This window comes from Aquamicrobium sp. LC103, assembly GCF_001014615.2.
Taxonomy (GTDB): Bacteria; Pseudomonadota; Alphaproteobacteria; order Rhizobiales; family Rhizobiaceae; genus LBCQ02.
Genome location: NZ_LBCQ02000005.1, coordinates 123,403 through 139,908, shown reverse-complemented (window position 1 = coordinate 139,908; position 16,506 = coordinate 123,403). Strand labels below are relative to the sequence as shown.

Annotated in this window: 13 protein-coding genes; 9 read left to right on the top strand and 4 right to left on the bottom strand. The window is 60.1% G+C overall.

The features are described 5' to 3' along the window. Position 1 precedes the first annotated feature (1 nt). Together XW59_RS11305 and XW59_RS11300 are read left to right on the top strand one after the other, a co-directional pair. Positions 2-967, top strand: a complete 966-nt coding sequence (locus XW59_RS11305; protein WP_047145193.1) for a membrane dipeptidase — start codon at positions 2-4, stop codon at positions 965-967. Positions 968-998: 31 nt separating this feature from the next. Then, positions 999-1,826: an LLM class F420-dependent oxidoreductase gene (locus XW59_RS11300; RefSeq protein ID WP_047145194.1), complete on the top strand. Its 828-nt coding sequence runs from the start codon at positions 999-1,001 to the stop codon at positions 1,824-1,826. A 74-nt stretch (positions 1,827-1,900) separates the two neighbouring features. Here XW59_RS11300 and XW59_RS11295 read toward each other — a convergent pair whose 3' ends face one another. After that, positions 1,901-2,662, bottom strand: a complete 762-nt coding sequence (locus XW59_RS11295; RefSeq protein WP_047145195.1) for an aspartate dehydrogenase domain-containing protein — start codon at positions 2,660-2,662, stop codon at positions 1,901-1,903. Between the two features lie 386 nt (positions 2,663-3,048). Between XW59_RS11295 and XW59_RS11290 the strand changes: the two genes are divergently transcribed. The 4 genes from XW59_RS11290 to XW59_RS11270 all read left to right on the top strand — a co-directional run bounded on the left by XW59_RS11290 (position 3,049) and on the right by XW59_RS11270 (position 8,775). Further along, positions 3,049-5,037 (top strand): BCCT family transporter, encoded by a 1,989-nt coding sequence (locus XW59_RS11290; protein ID WP_047145196.1) that lies wholly within the window; start codon positions 3,049-3,051, stop codon positions 5,035-5,037. A gap of 644 nt (positions 5,038-5,681) precedes the next feature. After that, positions 5,682-6,374, top strand: a complete 693-nt coding sequence (locus tag XW59_RS11280; protein WP_047145197.1) for an aspartate/glutamate racemase family protein — start codon at positions 5,682-5,684, stop codon at positions 6,372-6,374. Positions 6,375-6,626: 252 nt separating this feature from the next. Next, complete coding sequence (locus XW59_RS11275; protein ID WP_052958118.1) at positions 6,627-8,072, top strand: HAMP domain-containing sensor histidine kinase; 1,446 nt, start codon at positions 6,627-6,629, stop codon at positions 8,070-8,072. A gap of 4 nt (positions 8,073-8,076) precedes the next feature. After that, positions 8,077-8,775, top strand: coding sequence for a response regulator transcription factor (locus tag XW59_RS11270; protein WP_047145323.1), 699 nt, complete (start codon positions 8,077-8,079; stop codon positions 8,773-8,775). 55 nt (positions 8,776-8,830) lie between these two features. On the opposite strand, the gene recQ is transcribed toward XW59_RS11270, so the two are convergent. Beyond that, positions 8,831-10,645 (bottom strand): DNA helicase RecQ, encoded by a 1,815-nt coding sequence (gene recQ, locus XW59_RS11265; RefSeq protein WP_047145199.1) that lies wholly within the window; start codon positions 10,643-10,645, stop codon positions 8,831-8,833. 422 nt (positions 10,646-11,067) lie between these two features. Between recQ and proX the strand changes: the two genes are divergently transcribed. Then, positions 11,068-12,117: a glycine betaine/L-proline ABC transporter substrate-binding protein ProX gene (gene proX, locus XW59_RS11260; RefSeq protein ID WP_047145200.1), complete on the top strand. Its 1,050-nt coding sequence runs from the start codon at positions 11,068-11,070 to the stop codon at positions 12,115-12,117. Between the two features lie 211 nt (positions 12,118-12,328). Continuing rightward, entirely contained in the window at positions 12,329-12,715 is a 387-nt protein-coding gene (locus tag XW59_RS11255) for a low affinity iron permease family protein (protein ID WP_246666062.1), read from the top strand. Between the two features lie 81 nt (positions 12,716-12,796). On the opposite strand, the gene XW59_RS11250 is transcribed toward XW59_RS11255, so the two are convergent. After that, positions 12,797-13,996 (bottom strand): succinylglutamate desuccinylase/aspartoacylase family protein, encoded by a 1,200-nt coding sequence (locus XW59_RS11250; RefSeq protein WP_047145201.1) that lies wholly within the window; start codon positions 13,994-13,996, stop codon positions 12,797-12,799. Positions 13,997-14,319: 323 nt separating this feature from the next. Further along, on the bottom strand, positions 14,320-15,159 hold the full coding sequence (locus XW59_RS11245; protein WP_047145325.1) for an SDR family NAD(P)-dependent oxidoreductase: 840 nt from the start codon (positions 15,157-15,159) through the stop codon (positions 14,320-14,322). Positions 15,160-15,270: 111 nt separating this feature from the next. Here XW59_RS11245 and XW59_RS11240 point away from each other — a divergent pair, with 111 nt between their 5' ends. Beyond that, the gene (locus XW59_RS11240; protein ID WP_047145202.1) at positions 15,271-16,497 is read left to right on the top strand and encodes a TetR/AcrR family transcriptional regulator; all 1,227 of its coding nucleotides are present in this window, start codon (positions 15,271-15,273) and stop codon (positions 16,495-16,497) included. The last annotated feature ends 9 nt before the right edge of the window (positions 16,498-16,506 follow it).

The following is a 16,506-nucleotide window of genomic DNA, read 5'->3' as shown; positions in this document are numbered from 1 at the left end:
TATGCTGATCGACGCTTTGCAATGCGGCGAGTTCGACCGCAATGTTTTGGAAACACTGAAACGGGGCGGTTACACCTGCGTGACACCGACCCTGGGTTTTTGGGAAGGCACGCTCGAATCCATGGATGCGCTCGGCCTTTGGCGCGACATGGAGCGCGAAAACGCCGATCTGATTCGTATCGTTCGCAAAGCGGACGACATTCTTGCATGTCAGGCCGACGGCAAGGTCGGCATTCTGCTCGGCTATCAGAACACCAATCTGCTCGAGGATCGTATTCGCTATGTCGAGCTTTTCGCCGACATGGGGGTTCGCGTTCTCCAGTTGACCTACAACAACCAGAACGAATTGGGCGGATCCTGCTACGAGGACGAAGACAGCGGCCTGACGCGCTTCGGACGGGAGGTTGTCGTCGAGATGGCTCGTTGCGGTATCGTCGTCGACTGCTCGCACGTCGGAGACAAGACGACGCTGCACGCCATCGAGCATTCCCCGAAGCCGATCGCTGTTACTCATGCCAATGCGGCGTCGATCTTTCCCCACAAGCGGAACCGCAGCGATGCCGTCTTGAAAGCGCTGGCACAGACAGGTGGCGTGATCGGCTGCGCGGCCTATCGAAACATCACCCCTGCCGAGGCCTGTGCTTCCGTGCGCGGCTTTGCGGAAATGGTCGCTCGCACCGTCGAGATAGCTGGTGTCGATCATGTCGGTATCGGCACGGACTTCAGCTACAACTCCAACGACAAGTTCCGCGAGTGGATGCGAAAGGGCAGATGGACCCGATCCGTCCAGTATGGCGCCGGTTCCGCGGCGGCACCCGGAGCCGTCTCAAAGCCTGACTGGCTTCCTGCCGCGGATCGGCTTGCCGATCTGGCCGACGGTCTGGCGGATGTAGGTTTTTCCGCGGAGGAAGTCGGCAAGATCATGGGCGGCAACTGGCTCCGCCTTTATCGATCGGTGTTCGGCTGACGATCCTGAAGCAGCTCCAGCAGGAGGACGCATGCCGAAAATACCCATCCGCATAGCGGTGCAATTGCAGCCGATCCACGCTGAATATTCCGCAATTCGCAAAGCGGTAGCGCAAGCCGAGGCTCTCGGCGCTGACATATTGTTCAATTCCGACCACTTCTTCCCCTCGGTCGGTGATGACAGCGGCGCCTGCCTCGAAGCATGGACGATGCTGGGAGCCTGGGCTGAGCAGACATCCCGGATCGCACTAGGCGTGTCGGTCAGCGGCAACAATTATCGCAATGCCAATCTCCTTGCCGATATGGCGCGCACGGTCGATCACCTTTCGGGAGGGAGGGCGATTCTGGGGATCGGTTCAGGATGGTTCTTGAAGGATCATACCGAATATGGATTCGCGTTTCCCCCAGCCGAGGAGCGGTTGATCAAACTGCGCGAAACATTGGAGACGATCGATCGACGGCTGCCGCGATTGAACCCTCCTCCCCTGCAAAGCCGATTGCCGGTAATGATCGGAAATGGCGGTGATCGCAAACCACCTGACATGGTCGCCCGGCACGCCGACATCTGGATGGACTTCAAGCCGGTCCCGGAGGTGGCCGGGTATAACGCCGAGCTCGACCTGGAATGCCGACGAGCGGGGCGCGCGCCGGAATCGATCGAACGGGGGGTTGCCGTCGCGCCTGCCGATCTGAACAGGGTGGAAGAATTCCTCGACGCTGGCTGCACGCTGTTCATGATACGTTATGCGGGTCCCGAATTCGACCTTCGAGGCGTGTCCGATTGGGTCGAATGGCGAGATGAAACCAACAAGGAATTCCCTGCACCACACTCGAGGCAGCCGGCACCCGCTTCCGGCTGATCCTTTTCTTGCATCCGTGCGCCGTTGGTGAAGGGTCCGGCATCCGCAACTAAAATGCGGTTGAAGGCATGGCCTCAGACGACGACGATACCCTTCCGGTCCAATATCCGCTTTAACGATCCGACCGCGGAAAGCGGCGTATAGGCACCGGTTACGCCACCAAGTGAATACGAGGATGCGTCAATACTCCAGTTGAAGCCCCGTCCGCGAACTTCGATATGATGAATATTTTCCTTCAGCCCGGGCTGCGCAATCACGCGGCTCCGGGTGCGATCGAAACCGATGCCGGCCAGGGCGACGGCGGCATGAACGTTCACGTTGCGAGGAAATCGCGCGCAAACATCGCGGGTCGACCCCTCGAAGACAACGCCCTCGCTGTGCTCATCGGGTAGGCCAAGACTTTTTCCACTTTTGGTCGTCGTAATCGTAACGCTCTCGATCAGATCGCGGCCATCGCGGATGCCGTCCAAGGCAAGCACCGCGCCATGCGGGACGAAGAACGACCGTCCCGATGCCGCGCATGCGGATAAAATGGCAGCCTCCGTGGCTGCATCAGCCAGTGCCGTACAGCTAAACCCGCAAAAATCGCTATCCTTCAAAGCGATGGGGGCCATCGTTCTGACGTTGTCAGCCATGGCCGCCTCGATCAACAGATCGACCCTGCGGGCCAGGGCCTCGTCCGCATCGTCGAGAATCAGACTGCCGCCTCGGTCAAAGTCGCGCGTCTTCTTCGCATCGGACACAAGCAGATAATCGACCTCCGCCACGCCTGACGACTGCAAATAGGCAAAGATCGCCTTGCCGATCGTGCCTGCTCCGATAATTCCAACCCGCATCTTTCAAACACCCTGAAAAAGTTGCGGAAGTGTCCGCATCGTCGCCGAGATTCCTCCCCTCCGATGGGGAGCGGTTATGTCGATAAGCTTATAGATGCAATCATCCTTACGACGCACCCCCCTGTGTTTTGCATCCGGTCGGGTTTTTCATCTGGTCGGGTTTTTCGCGAAAACGATAGGCCGCCGGTCATGAACCCGGTGAGCCGGGTGCCAGCGCGGCCGGCTTGTCGATCAGCGGCGCGTGTGTTTTTCTTTGCCGCTATTTGCCCATCCGATCTGCCGCAGAGCAGTTCACCAGGCCTCGGACATAAGCGCCCGTCCCTCGAGCCAAAGGGGGAATGCCTTGTGTCGCGACCGACATGCACATTCAAGCGGAGAGGGAAGCAATGTTCGGCTTTGTCATCAATCCACCGGTATTCTTCGGGGCAATCGCGGTCATCGCGCTGTTTATCGCGATAGGCGCGGCTTCACCCGGTCAGGCGGAAGTGCTTTTTGGAGCGCTGCAATCAAGCATTCTGGCCGGTTTTGGATGGCTGTATCTTCTGGCCGTGGGGATTTTCGTGGCCACAGTCGGCATTCTCTGCTTTGGCCGCTACGGCGACTTGAAGCTCGGTCCCGACGATTCAGAGCCCGACTTTCGCTATCTCTCGTGGGTGGCGATGCTATTCGCCGCCGGTATGGGCATCGGCCTGATGTATTTCGCAGTCGGCGAGCCGATGACGCATTACACGGCTCCACCGGAAGCCGAGCCCATGACCATAGCCGCCCAGCGGCAGGCCATGACCGTTACCTTCTTTCATTGGGGCATTCATGCCTGGGCGATATACGCGGTGGTGGGCCTGTCGCTCGCCTATTTCGGCTACCGCTATAACCTGCCGCTGACGATCCGGTCCGGTCTCTATCCGCTCCTCAAGAACCGGATCAATGGACCGATCGGCCATGCCGTCGATGTTTTCGCGATTTGCGGCACCGTCTTCGGCATCGCGACCTCGCTTGGTCTTGGCGTGCTGCAGATAAATGCGGGTCTCAACTATCTGCTGGACTGGCCCATAGCTACGACCGTTCAGATAACGTTGATCGTGGTCATCACCTGCGTGGCCACGCTCTCCGTTGTCTCCGGGCTCGACAAAGGCGTGCGCATCCTCAGCGAGCTTAATCTAATCTTCGCGGCAGGTTTGATGTTGTTCGTCCTTGTCGTTGGGCCGACCGCGCAACTATTGAGGGACTTCGTCCAGAATATCGGGCTCTATCTGGACACCTTCCTGCTGCGCACGTTCAACATCTATGCGTATGAGCCGCGACCCTGGATCGACGCCTGGACATTGTTCTATTGGGCATGGTGGATCTCCTGGTCGCCCTTCGTCGGAATGTTCATCGCCAGGATTTCCCGCGGCCGGACCGTTCGGGAATTCGTCATAGCCGTTCTCTTCATTCCGACAGGTTTCACGTTTTTGTGGATGACGGTGTTCGGTAACACTGCCATGATTCTCGACCAGACCGTCGCTGCCGGCGCCATCTCGGCCGCCGTCACGGACGACATCTCGGTCGCGCTCTTTCAGTTCTTCCAGTATCTGCCGCTGCCGGCCGTCACATCCACGCTGGCCGTCATCCTTGTCGCCGTCTTCTTTGTGACGTCCTCCGATTCGGGATCCCTAGTGGTCGACACGATCGCAGCCGGCGGTGAAACCGAAACGACGACGGCTCAGCGGGTATTCTGGTGCACCCTCGAAGGGTTCGTAGCGATCATCCTGCTCCTCGCCGGCGGCCTGACGGCGCTGCAATCCGCGACGATTGCCTCTGCCCTGCCGTTCGTTATCGTCATGCTGGCGCTGGTCGTCGGCTTGTTCAAGGGCATGCGATCCGACGTGGCGCAGCGCACGGCGCAGACGGCCTCGTACGTTCACGCATACCCGGCGGCCGGGCTTACCTGGCAACGCAGACTTGCACTGGCTCTCAACACCCCATCAGAACACGAGGTCGCCACATTCATCGAAACGACCGTACGCCCCGCGCTCGAGGCCGTAGCCGTCGAATTGAGCAAAAGGGAGCGCAGCACCACGGTGGAATTTCACGAGGAGACAGGTTCGGTTCAACTGACTTCACCCGCGGACGGCGTGCGTGATTTCGTCTACGGCGTACAGCCGGCATCTCACAAGCTCCCGGCTTTCTCGGCATTCGAAGCGACAAAGATGGAGATGCGGTACGAAGCCCGGACCTTTTTTTCCGACGGCAGCCGCGGTTACGACGTGATGGGCATGTCGAAAGATCAGGTCATCACCGACATTCTTGCGCAGTTCGAACGCTATCAGGCCCTTGTGGCATCCGCGGACACCACCCTGGTTCTGATGGCCCCCGAGCACGGCCACACACCGTAAAGCTAGCGCCAGGACTTTGCAAAGAGCCGAGCCGGGCAGCTTCGACGGCCCATCAAAGGCATGCCCGGATTCTGCTTGACGCAAAACGAGCTATCGGAGACGAAGGATAGACCTTGGATTGGTAATGGCGGGGACGCGGGGATGAAGGCGAGAATCTTAACCACTATGGCGATGCTTGCGGTCGCCGGGTGCACAACGCCGCCCGCCGAATATGCAGCCACGCTCTCGTCTCAAGACCCCAAATGGCGATCGCCGCAGTGCGAACAAATCCGCGCCGAAGCTGCGACCTTCGAGGCCGGAAAAACGAAGCCATTAAATATGGGAGCCGCTCTCTTGCTTGGCCCTTACGGGCTCGGGATCGCGATGGCTGGCAGACAGCACCAGGAAGAACAGCGAAGGCTATTTGCACGCGAGATGCATGTTCAATGCTCAAGCCTGCCTCTTCCCAAGAAGCTGCAAGGCCAGCGCCCAGCTCCCGCGACCGGATAAAGTCCCCAAGCGACACACGGCAACGCAGGCCTACCAGTTGCTGCCCGTTTGCGGCGGCCGGCAGGACGCCGGCTCCTTGCCGACACTTGCTTGATGATCGACGCACACATAACGCCGACATATCATGCCACGTCCCGGCAAGGAGCACTGGCCTCATGAAGACCATCGGCATTCTGGGCGGCATGTCCGCGGCATCCACTCAGATCTACTATCGGAACCTATGCGCGATCGCCCGCGAACGGATGGGCGGCCTGCATTCACCGGAGCTGCTCATACGCTCCTTGGATTTCGCCCCGATCGAGGGGCTTCAAGCCGCAGGCGAATGGGATCGGGCCGGTGACATATTGAATATGGAAGCCAAATCCCTTGAGCGCTGCGGCGCCGATTTGCTGATTCTTGCGACGAATACCATGCACAAGCTGGCAGACAGGATGATGCTCGGGATCTCGATTCCCATGCTGCATATCGCGGACGCGACCGCGGGCCGAATCCGCCAGAAGGGACTTCGCCGTCCCGGGCTGATGGCGACGGCATTCACGATGGAGCAGACATTCTACACGGACCGGCTCATCAATATGGGCCTTGATCCGATCATCCCGGAAGTATCGGACCGCGCTCTGACACACCGGATCATCTATGAGGAGCTTTGCCGAGAGATCGTTACCGAACCGAGCCGAGAGGATTTCATAGCCATCGCGCAACGCCTTGTGGAGCGGGGCGCGGATTCCTTGATCCTGGGCTGCACGGAGATAGGCATGCTGCTGAATCAGGGCAACGTCCCCGTACCGCTATTCGACACCGCCCTGGTGCATTGCGAAGCAGCCTTCGAAGCGGCGCTGAACAAGTAGTAAGGTAAGCTCCATTACATCGGGATACGGCTATCCCATGACGATAGATCGGCCTCGTTTTGGGCTAAAAAATACCAGCCTGCTTTATCTTTCAAATTCTACAAATAAATTCGCATGAATTCTGACTGAATCTGACATTTCAAAACACGTTTCGTATGGAATTAAGAAACTATGCTTTAAAAGCGCAAAAATACCAATCACAGCTATCAAACCAGTATGCAAGGTCACTGGCGCTCATGCTATGGCTCGAGCATGCTCGATTTGAAGACAGTGCTGGTTGTCACCCTTGCCACAGCGAGCCTCCAGGCCTTCGTCTGGGCCGTCGTGAGTATGGCATGGCGCTCGCTCGCGGAATTCAAATTCTTCGCGGCCGGTCTCTCGGCCATCGCCGCGGGCGTGTCTTTGATGATCCTGCGCGGCGACGAGCCCCCGGGGTGGGGCATTGTGCTTCATAACGCACTCATCAAACTCGGGCTGATCCTGCTCGCCGAGGGGCTTGCCCGATTTCTCGGGCAGCCACGATATAGCTGGATCGGTATCTCGCTGTTCGCCGTTTTTGTCGCCTTCTGGAGCATTGCGGTAACCGTCGACCACGACAACATCGCGCTGCGCATCCATTCCTCGACAGCCTTCACGATCATCATGATGTCGATGATGTGCCTAAGCCTGATGCGCGACAGAACGCAGACCGCCCTCCTGCGCTGGATCACCATCGCCGTCCTCGCGGAGTACATGGCCGCCAGCCTTATTCAGAGTATCATCGAGTTTCGTCTGGCTTCCGATTTTCAAAGTGCAGCGATCCTGGCCGACCGCAATGCATGGTATCTTTTGCAAGGCACTTTGTTCATGATCGCACTGTTCGCCTGCCTGCTGTTCATGGCGACCGCGCGGTTATCCGCCAATTTGCGGGAGAAGAACGAGGCGCTTTCGTGGGAAGTGATCGAGCGCCGCCGCCTCGAAAACGAACTAAGCAGAAGCCTTGAAGCCGAGCGCGCCCTTCGCGAAGAACAGAAGGATTTCATGCGCGTGGCGAGCCACGAATTCCGCACGCCCCTCGCCATCATCCGCAACGCGATCGACATGATCGCGCTGACCGGGGAAAAATCCCCGGAAGCCACGAAGGAGCGCATCGCGGGGATTGGTGAGGCGCTCGACAGATTGCGCGGGCTGATCGATCGTTTCGTCGCCAACGATCAGGAGGACAGCTATCAGCCGGAGCGCGTGCCCCTCGCCTCGCTTATGGCCGATCTGCACCTGCATTTCGAAATGACCGGACAGGACGAGCGCGTTCATTTTCATCTTGCTGACAAGAATCTCGCGGTCTTCGCAGATCCCGACATGTTGGCGACCATCGTCATCAACGTCATCGACAATGCGCTCAAATATTCACCGATCGACAAGCCGGTTCACGTTCGCACTTATGAGGATGAGGACACGCTCGTCATCGAGGTGCGGGATCGTGGCATCGGCATTCCCGCATCCGAACACTACAGGATCGGACGCCGGTTTTTCCGCGCATCCAACGCTCTGGAAACCGCGAAGGCCGGCACCGGCCTCGGCCTGTACGCGACGCACCGGCTATTGAGCTATCACCACGGCTCACTAAAACTGCAACCCAATGGCGATTTGGGAACATGTGCAACGATCCGCTTGCCGCTGCATGCCGATATTCTCGTCGCCGGACATGAAGGAGGCTGACGGCGTGACGAAAATTCTGGTTGTCGAAGACGAGCCTCGGCTGCGCAAGGATCTGGTCGACTTCCTCGATCTGTGTGGCTTTTCCGCTCACGGCGTGGCAACTGCGCGTGAGCTCCGCGAAATGTTGGGCAACGGGCATGATCCGTCCATCATCGTTCTGGACGTCGGATTGCCGGATGCAAACGGATTCGATCTGGCGGTCGATATCCGAAAAGACCACGGTTGCGGCATCATTATGCTGACCGCGCTGGGCGACAGCGACGACCGCATCCGCGGCTTCAACAGCGGCGCGGATATCTATCTGGTAAAACACAGCACGCTGCGGGAAATCGAAGCGGCGATCCGCAGCCTGCTTCGGCGAACCAACCCGCCATCGAGCGCCGTCGGTTCGCAGCCGGAAGGACAATGGCATTTGAATAGAACAACATGGGTCCTGACCGCGCCCAACCTCTCATCATTGAAGCTGACGGCCACGGAGTTCGCATTCATCAACGCATTGTGCCAACGACCGGGAGGCGTGTGCGATCGTCTTGAGATCAGTGAAGCGATCTCACGTCCCAAAACCAACTTCGACAGCAAGCATCTCGATGCCGTCGTCAGCCGCCTGCGACGCAAGCTGGAAGACCGCACCAAGCTGCCCGCCCCGTTCAAGGTCGTCTACGGGGTCGGCTATACCTTCACCGCTCCGAGCCAGCTGGCCTGACTTTCCGGCACCTCAGATTGCGCGTTAACCGCGCCGGCATATGTCGTCGCGCGGTTCAGGATACCCCCGTCCGAACGTGTCCCGCGATCACCGCCAAAAAGGCGGGGCCATAGCGTTCCAGCTTGGCCTCGCCGACACCCGGAACGCGTGCCATTTCCGCGCGCGAGGCGGGACGGGCGGCGGCGATCTCGATCAGCGTCCGGTCGTGGAAGATGACGTAGGGCGGTACGTTCTGCGCGCGGGCAATATCCATGCGCTTGGCTCGCAGCGCCTCGAACAGCGCCCTGTCCGCGTCGGGCAGAACGGCGACGGTCTGTCTGCGGGCAACCTTTCCACGGCTTGCGCGCGCCGGACGCGGCACGCGCAGCATGAGGGTCGGCTTTTTTTGCAGGAAGGACCGCCCGGCCTCGGAAATCGCCAACCCGCCATGCCCGGCAAGGTCCACGTCCACGAGACGCTGGGCGATGAGCTGGCGCAGGATCGCCCGCCATGTGCGGCCGTCATGCTCCTTGCCGATGCCATGGGTGGATATGCTGTCATGGCCGAAGCGGACGATGCGCTCGTTTTCCACGCCCAGGAGCACGTCCACGATATAGGCCTGCCCGAATCGTTCACCGGTCCTGTAGATGCAGGAGAGCGCCTTCTGCGCGGCAATGGTTCCGTCGAAGAGTTGCGGCGGCTCGGCGCAGGTGTCGCAATTGCCGCAAGGCTCGCAATGGTCCCCGAAATAGGAAAGCAGCACTTGCCGGCGGCAGCCTGCCGTCTCGGCGAGCCCCAGAAGCGAATCGAGCTTCTGCCGCTCCATGCGCTTGCGCTGCTCGGATGCGTCCGATTCCTCGATAAAGCGGCTGCGCAGCGCGATGTCCTCGTGGCCGTAGAGCATCAGCGCTTCCGACGGCAGGCCGTCACGGCCGGCGCGGCCGGTCTCCTGATAATAGGCTTCGATGCTGCCCGGCAGGTCGATATGGGCGACGAAGCGCACATCCGGCTTGTCGATACCCATGCCGAAGGCGATGGTGGCCACCATGATGACGGCCTCCTCGCGCTGGAAGCGCGTCTGGTTGGCCTCGCGCGCGGCCTTGTCCATGCCGCCGTGATAGGCAAGCGCGTTGTAGCCCTCGCCGCGGAGCCAAGCGGCAATCTCCTCCGTCCTGCGCTTCGAGAGGCAATAAACGATGCCGCTTTCCCCCTTATGAACTTCGAGTAAGCGCTTCAATTGCCGGCGCGGATTTTCCCTCTCCTCGATGGCGTAGCGGATGTTGGGCCGGTCGAAGCCGGCGATGAAGGCATCCGTCTCCGCGATTTGCAGGTGCGAGAGAATCTCGGCGCGCGTCGGTTCGTCGGCGGTGGCCGTCAGCGCCATGCGCGGCGTGTCGGGAAACCGCTCGACAAGCGCGTCGAGCTGGCGATAGGAGGGGCGGAAATCGTGCCCCCATTGCGACAGGCAATGCGCCTCGTCAATGGCGATCACGGACAGCCGCACCTCGGCAAGACGCTCCATGACGCCGGGTTTGAGCAGCGTTTCCGGAGCTACATAGAGAAGGTTCAGCGCGCCGGAAAACACGTCATTCCACAATGCGCGGCGCTCCTCGCCCGGCAGGTCGGAATTGAGCGCGGCGGCACGCACGCCGGCCTGCCGCAGCGCTGTCACCTGGTCGGCCATCAGGGCGATCAGGGGTGAGACGACAAGGCCCACGCCGGGCCGGACGAGCGCCGGGATCTGATAGCACAGCGACTTGCCGCCGCCCGTCGGCATCAGCACGAAGGCGTTGTTGCCGGCAACCACGTGGGAGACGATCTGCGCCTGACGCCCGCGAAAGGCATCATAGCCGTAGACGGTTTTCAGGATATGAGCAGGATCGGCGGTCACGGGCTATGAAGATCGAATCGGAACGGTACGTCCTCATAGCAGCTTTGCCCCGGGCCCGCAGCGCGACCGGCAGCGCAATTTGATGGTCTCACGAATGCGCGGCCGGTTGGCAGCCGGAAAAGAACTGGGCGACGCGGCTCAAATGGGTGTATTTGCGGATCGGCCTCCTGAACGTTCCTGCAAGCCGCGGGCAAGCCTATCGTGCCTGGAGCCTGCGTCGATCCCGGAGTTCGGCTAGCTGCTCATCCCTTCCAGGTTTGCACGCTTCAGCTTGATCGCCTTCATCTTGCGCACACGCATCCTAGCCCTTTTCTCGGGTCGCCGGAGGGTATGGTTTTCACAACTAGAGGCGGTTCCGGCCTTGATTTTACGTCCCTGAGTAGGGAGGGTCCCATGAGGGGGCATACTTCTGAAAGGAAAGAATGTTGAATTTTGTAAAAACGCTGATCAATCTTCCCGCCGCAACGGCAGTTCTGTTCGGCACGATCGCCTTGACCAGCACTTCATCGGCTCAAGAGGCATTGCCAGGGGAAGGCGTCAGCGTCAGAATCGCTCAACCCACCGACGACACGGGATGGATTCTGTCGGATATCTATGGGCAGCTCTTCGAAGAGCTCGGCTATGACGTCCAAAAGCCTATAACCCTCGACATTCCCGTCGCCTATCAGGCGATCTCGCAAGGCAGCGCGGACATCTATCCCGATGGCTGGTTTCCGCTGCACAACACCTACACCGAACTACCGGGTTTCGATGCGACGCTGGTCGGCTATGTTGTCGAGCGCGGCGCGCTCCAAGGATATCTCGTCGACAAGGAATCGGCCGAAAAATACGACATCAAGACACTCGACGATTTCAAGCGTTCGGAAGTGCGGGAGGCTTTCGATCGTGATGGCGACGGAAAAGCGGATCTGGTCGCTTGTCCGCCCGGATGGGGTTGCGAACTCATGATCCAGTTCCAGCTCGACGAGTTCGACCTGCGCGATTCGATCAATCCTATCAAGGCCAACTACGCTGCGTCCATGGCCGACGCCATAGCCGCGCTCCAGCAAGGCTCGCCGATTCTCTTCTACACATGGACGCCAAACTGGACGGTCGATGCGCTGAAGCCAGGCGAGGACGTGGTCTGGATTCAGACACCGAGTGTGAAGCTTCCGGAAGAACAGCAACATCTTGCGGATGTCGCCACCGTCGAGGGCGTCAAAGGCTGCGTTGCGGACCCCTGCCGCTTGGGCTGGCCGGTCAATGACATTCGGCCGGTGGTAAACAATGATTTCCTGGAAGCGAATCCGGCCGTGAAGACGCTATTGGAAGCGGCATCGATCCCGGTCGAGTTCATCTTCGCGCAGAACGCGGCGATGCAAAACGGCGAAAACACCCCGGAAGACCTCGAAAGGCAGGCTGCCGAATGGATCGAGGCAAATCGCGAGCAGGTCGATGACTGGCTGGAAAAGGCGCGCGCAAGCGTGAACTGACAAGCGCGATCGGCGACTTGCCGGAGCAATACAGCGCCGGCAGCAGGAAGGCCTGCCTAACCCGATGGCGGGCCTTCCTGCTTCAACATATGAAAACCCACCGCTGAGAGGGGCGAGCAACGCTTCCGGGCAGCTTGGGCGATGCACGGGAGGGAACCGCAAGCCTCCAACATCGTTTGCCTATGCGTATATCTTCAGTGGAGGCTATGTCGTGGAAGCGTTCTTCGCTCACACCGCGAACACGGTCGCGAGATTTGCCGGAAAGCCACTCACCTTCATCATCTGCTGTGCCGTCATCGCCCTTTGGGCAACCAGCGGACCCATACTCGGCTTTTCAGATACCTGGCAGCTCATCATCAACACCAGCACGACGATCGTGACGTTCCTCATGGTATTCCTGATACAGAACACGCAAAACCGGGATGGAGCCGCCATCCAGGCAAAGCTGGACGAGATCATCAGAGCAGGTCGGGGCAAGAATGAATTCATCGGCATCGAGCATTTGCCGGAACACGAGGTCGAGGAGTTTCGAAGGAGATGCGAGATGGCAGCGCATAGACATTCGAAAACGCGTCACAAGGAACCGATCACTCCCTAACGGTGCTCGCCGCTCAAAAAGCCCGCCACCTTTCGGCGGCGGGGTAAAAACATAATCGACTGATTTCGACCCGGACGGCCCTTACTCGGGCAAGACCTCCCCACCCGTGGCGGTTGCTCCGTCGAAGATGATGAAAATGATTCCGGTTCCGGGCTCGCATGTCGCGTCCGTGTGGCGAGCCGCGACTTCGCCGGCCACGCCGCTGGTGTATTCCGCGACCACTTCCCCAAATGTGTCTCGCTGGATAGCGACCTTCTGACCGGCTTCGACCTTGTCGTTCAACTTCACCAGCAGTTCGACGAACCCGCCATGGGTCGCAATGACGGGAAACATGCTGTCGGCGATGAAGATGTCGGTATCTTTGCCGGTGCGGCCGACAGGTCCCGGGATGACCCCGTGATGCTTGAGCACGTTCATCGTGCCTTCGACGAATGAAGGGATCATATCGAGATCGAGGATACGAGGGCGGCCGATCTCGGGCGTGAATGCGGGAATACCCGCATCGATGAACGCATTTGCCGGAAGGCCGGGATAGGCAGGATTGTCGAAGATTTGGTCGATCGGAAACAGTTCCGCCATTGCCCGGACCTCGGGAAGGTCCATTCGTGCAAGATGGAACGCCGTCATATCCATGCCGGTCGCCGCCGTGTGGAAATCGATCGCGTAGTCCACATTCCCCTTGAACAGTCTGTCGAATACCAGACCGGCATGACGTGTGGGCGCGTCTGCGCCGTTCTCATTGCCTGGGAACACCCGATTGATATCGATCAGGTCGACACCGCGTCCGGAATTCGGCCACCTGCGTGCCATGCCTTCCATGGCCGGACGCGACAGGTCGAAGACCGCGAGTACCGTGCCCGACATTTCGGCCGGGTCGAGCAAGTTGATGACCGTTTGAATCGTGTGCACGGGGCTGATCTCGTCGCCGTGCACACCGCTTACCAGCGCCACCCGTTTGCCCGGCCTTGCACCCTTTGCAACCATGACCGACACGTACCAATGCTGACCGGTCGGCATCTGCACGCCTTGAAAATAGAAGGCGTGCTTCTTGCCGGGCTCCAGATCATCGACGTCGAGGGCGCTGATGACCTTCTTTGCCTGAACCACATCACCTGTGTAGACGGTTCCCTGCGTCGCTGCGGCGGCCGAACCTGGAGCTGGGGCAGCAGATTGCTGAGCATGGGCGGCACTGGCCACGAAGGCAGCCGACGCGCCAACGGAAGCAACGGATGCGATCATGAAATCGCGGCGGTGAATACTTTCATTTGGTGTATCCGGCATCGAGAAGGCATCCTTGCTTTGTTTATTCAACCCCCTATGCAGATGCGTAGCAGACGCCTTGGGCAGCGCAAGTAAAGAACACGTTCAATGTAAATTTCACCTTTCGTGAGAACCTTAGCCCTCCACATCAAAGCTGCCGTCACACGTCCACCTGACCGCGACTGACGCGCTCCAGCATTTCGGCCAGCACGACAAGCATGGTGACCGCCAGTCGGCTCATTGAGCAAGGCATCTCCACAACTGGATTTCCGTGCACTCGGTTGAGGCTAATCTTGCGCTGCAAGCTTCGTCCTGACGGGACGCGCCCGATTACCCACGATCGCTTACGGTTGGCGTGCCGCAGCCGCGAGCGCCGTGCGCGCCTCATTCGAGCGGTCGCTGTATGGATGGGATGAAGACAGGCCGCCATCGACCGGGAGCGCCTGCCCGTTCACATAGCTGGCAAGATCGGAAAACAGGAACAGTGCGACCCTGGCCACCTCGTCGGGCTCACCGCCGCGACGCAGCGGATTGCGGATCCCCAACTGGCCTTCTAGACCCGCCGCGCGCGCCTGCTCGTAGATGCGTCGTGTCATACCGGTCTCGATCAGCCCGGGGCACAAAGCATTGACCCGCACGCCGGTCGCAGCCAGCGCCTGAGCTGCGGTCTGGACCAGATTTATCACTCCGGCTTTTGACGCCGAATAGGGCGCCGGGCCCGCGCCGGCCCGCATGCCGGCGACGGATGCCGTGACCAGAATGGAACCACCACCGCGGCGTATGATCTCGGGTGCCGCGTGTTTCACCGCCAGGAACGGTCCGATGAGATTGACCCGCAGCACCTCCGCCCAGACCTCCGGTGTACTGTCGAAGTAGCCGATCGCCGGACCACCGGTGATGCCCGCATTGGCAAAATAGCCGTCCAGCCCACCAAAGCGCTCACACGCCAGGGCCACGGCCGCCACGACATCGGCCTCCGCGCCCGCATCCATGGCGATCGCCGCGGCTTGGCCGCCAGCCGCCGTGATCGTATCGATAACCGTCGCCACTTTCTCATCCCGATCGCAGGCAACGACAGCCGCGCCTGCCTTCGCAAGCCGCAGAGCCGTGGCGCGACCAATGCCCGAAGCGGCGCCGGTCACCACCGCGACCTTTCCCGCCATCATTCCATCCAGAGTTTCCATCATGTCCTCCCTTGCTACATACCCAAACCGAAACTATTCCTGATTGACGCTTTATCTGCTTGGCCTTGCGGCAGGTGCAGAGCATACCGAAGCCAAAGAACGGAACCTGCCGTGATCAAGCCTGCCAGCCCTCGCCGGACCTCCGACAAATTCGAGAAGCGCCGCCAGGTCATTCTTGACGCCGCCGCCATACTGATAAATCGCAACGGCGTGCGGGGCCTGACCTTCGTCGAGGTCGCCGAGGCGATCGGTATGAACACCACCTCGATCACCTACTACTTTCGCAAAAAGGAGCTGCTGGCAGCGGCAGCTATCGAAGAAACCATCAGCATTTTCGATGAAATGACCCGCGAGGCCGAACAGGAGCCCGACTCGGTTTCGCGTGTGAGCAGGCTTCTGCGGATGCGGCTGGACCACAGCGCAGCAATCCGGCGCGGCGAGCGACCCACCGTAGCGGTGTTGGGCGATCTGCGCGCGCTCGAGGAACCCGCCCGCGAACGGCTTATCCGCTGGTATTCCGACATCACCCGCAGAGTGGCCGGCTACTTCGGACCACTCGACGACCGCCAGCTCTTCCTCAGGCGCATGGCCGCCGCCCAGGTCCTGCTGGACGTGATTCACTGGATGCGCGCCTGGCTGCCAACCTATTCGCTGCACGACTTCGATCATATCCATGCGAGCCTGATGGACCTGATGACGAACGGCTTCAGCCCGGCAGGAACTGCCTGGAAGCCAACCGTCGATCTGCCGATGCAGGGCGAGGAAGACAGTCACTCCGCTTATCTCAGAGCAGCGACGCTGCTTCTCAACGCGCGCGGCTACCGTGGCGCCTCGGTAGACGAAATCGCCGCACAGTTGAACCTTTCCAAGGGCAGTTTCTACCACCATCTCGACAGCAAGGACGATCTGGTCCTGAAATGCTTTACTCGCAGCTACGAGCGCGTCTCGGCCGCCCAGGATCACGCGGCAACGTTGCCCGGTACATGGCGCGACCGGCTGAACCAGGCAGTGTCCGATCTGCTTGCGATTCAGTTCGACGCGCGCTTTCCGTTGCTGCGGACTACGGCGATGCAGGCCTTGCCCCCGGAGATGCGCGCCGATGCCATCACCGACGCGACACGGATGGCAAACAGCTTTGCCGTGATGCTCTGGCAGGGCGTCGCCGACGGCTCGCTGCGCCCAGTCAACCCCGACATAGCCAGCCATTGCCTTCTGGCGCTGGTCAACTCCGCCTACGACTTCCACCAGTGGGCCCATGCCATGCCGTCGACCGAGCGCGCGATGGAGATTTATGCCTCCACTCTGGCATTCGGTCTGTTTGATGACAGACAGGGCTGAGGCCGCTTC